Source organism: Streptomyces sp. P9(2023) (assembly GCF_032436795.1).
In the GTDB taxonomy this organism is placed as follows: Bacteria; Actinomycetota; Actinomycetes; order Streptomycetales; family Streptomycetaceae; genus Streptomyces.
In genome coordinates, this window is record NZ_JAUPWM010000214.1 from 1 (window position 1) to 372 (window position 372).

Here is a 372-nt window from a genome sequence, read left to right on the forward strand (position 1 = left end):
GACCGGCGGCGCGTGGATAAAGCGGACCCCTGCGGGTAAAACTGCCTTCGGGACCGGCTATGTTCTTCGGTCCGCCAGCGAGCCATTTCTGGTGGGCAAGATCGGCTCGCCTGCCATTCGCTCGAAATCCTGCCGCAATGTCATCGAGGCGAGCGACGGGGAAATGCCCGATCTGATTGACTCGGTGCGCCGGGAACATAGCCGCAAGCCCCCTGAAATGCGCAAGCTGATCGACCAGCTTCTGCCCGATGTCTGGGGGTGCGAGTTGTTTGCACGCGGAGCATGGCCGGGGCGCGACATCTGGGGCAACCAGACAGACAGGTTCGGGGGCTGCGGATGAGTAACGCCCCGCGCCCCCCGGCCCAAATTCAG

General features: G+C 64.0%; 1 protein-coding gene. It reads left to right on the forward strand.

Annotated features, from left to right (window positions below; translation table 11 throughout):
• Nucleotides 1-340 (forward strand): MT-A70 family methyltransferase (locus Q5762_RS37400; protein ID WP_315896768.1); only part of this gene is annotated, 340 nt, incomplete at its 5' end.
• Nucleotides 341-372: the final 32 nt, after the last annotated feature.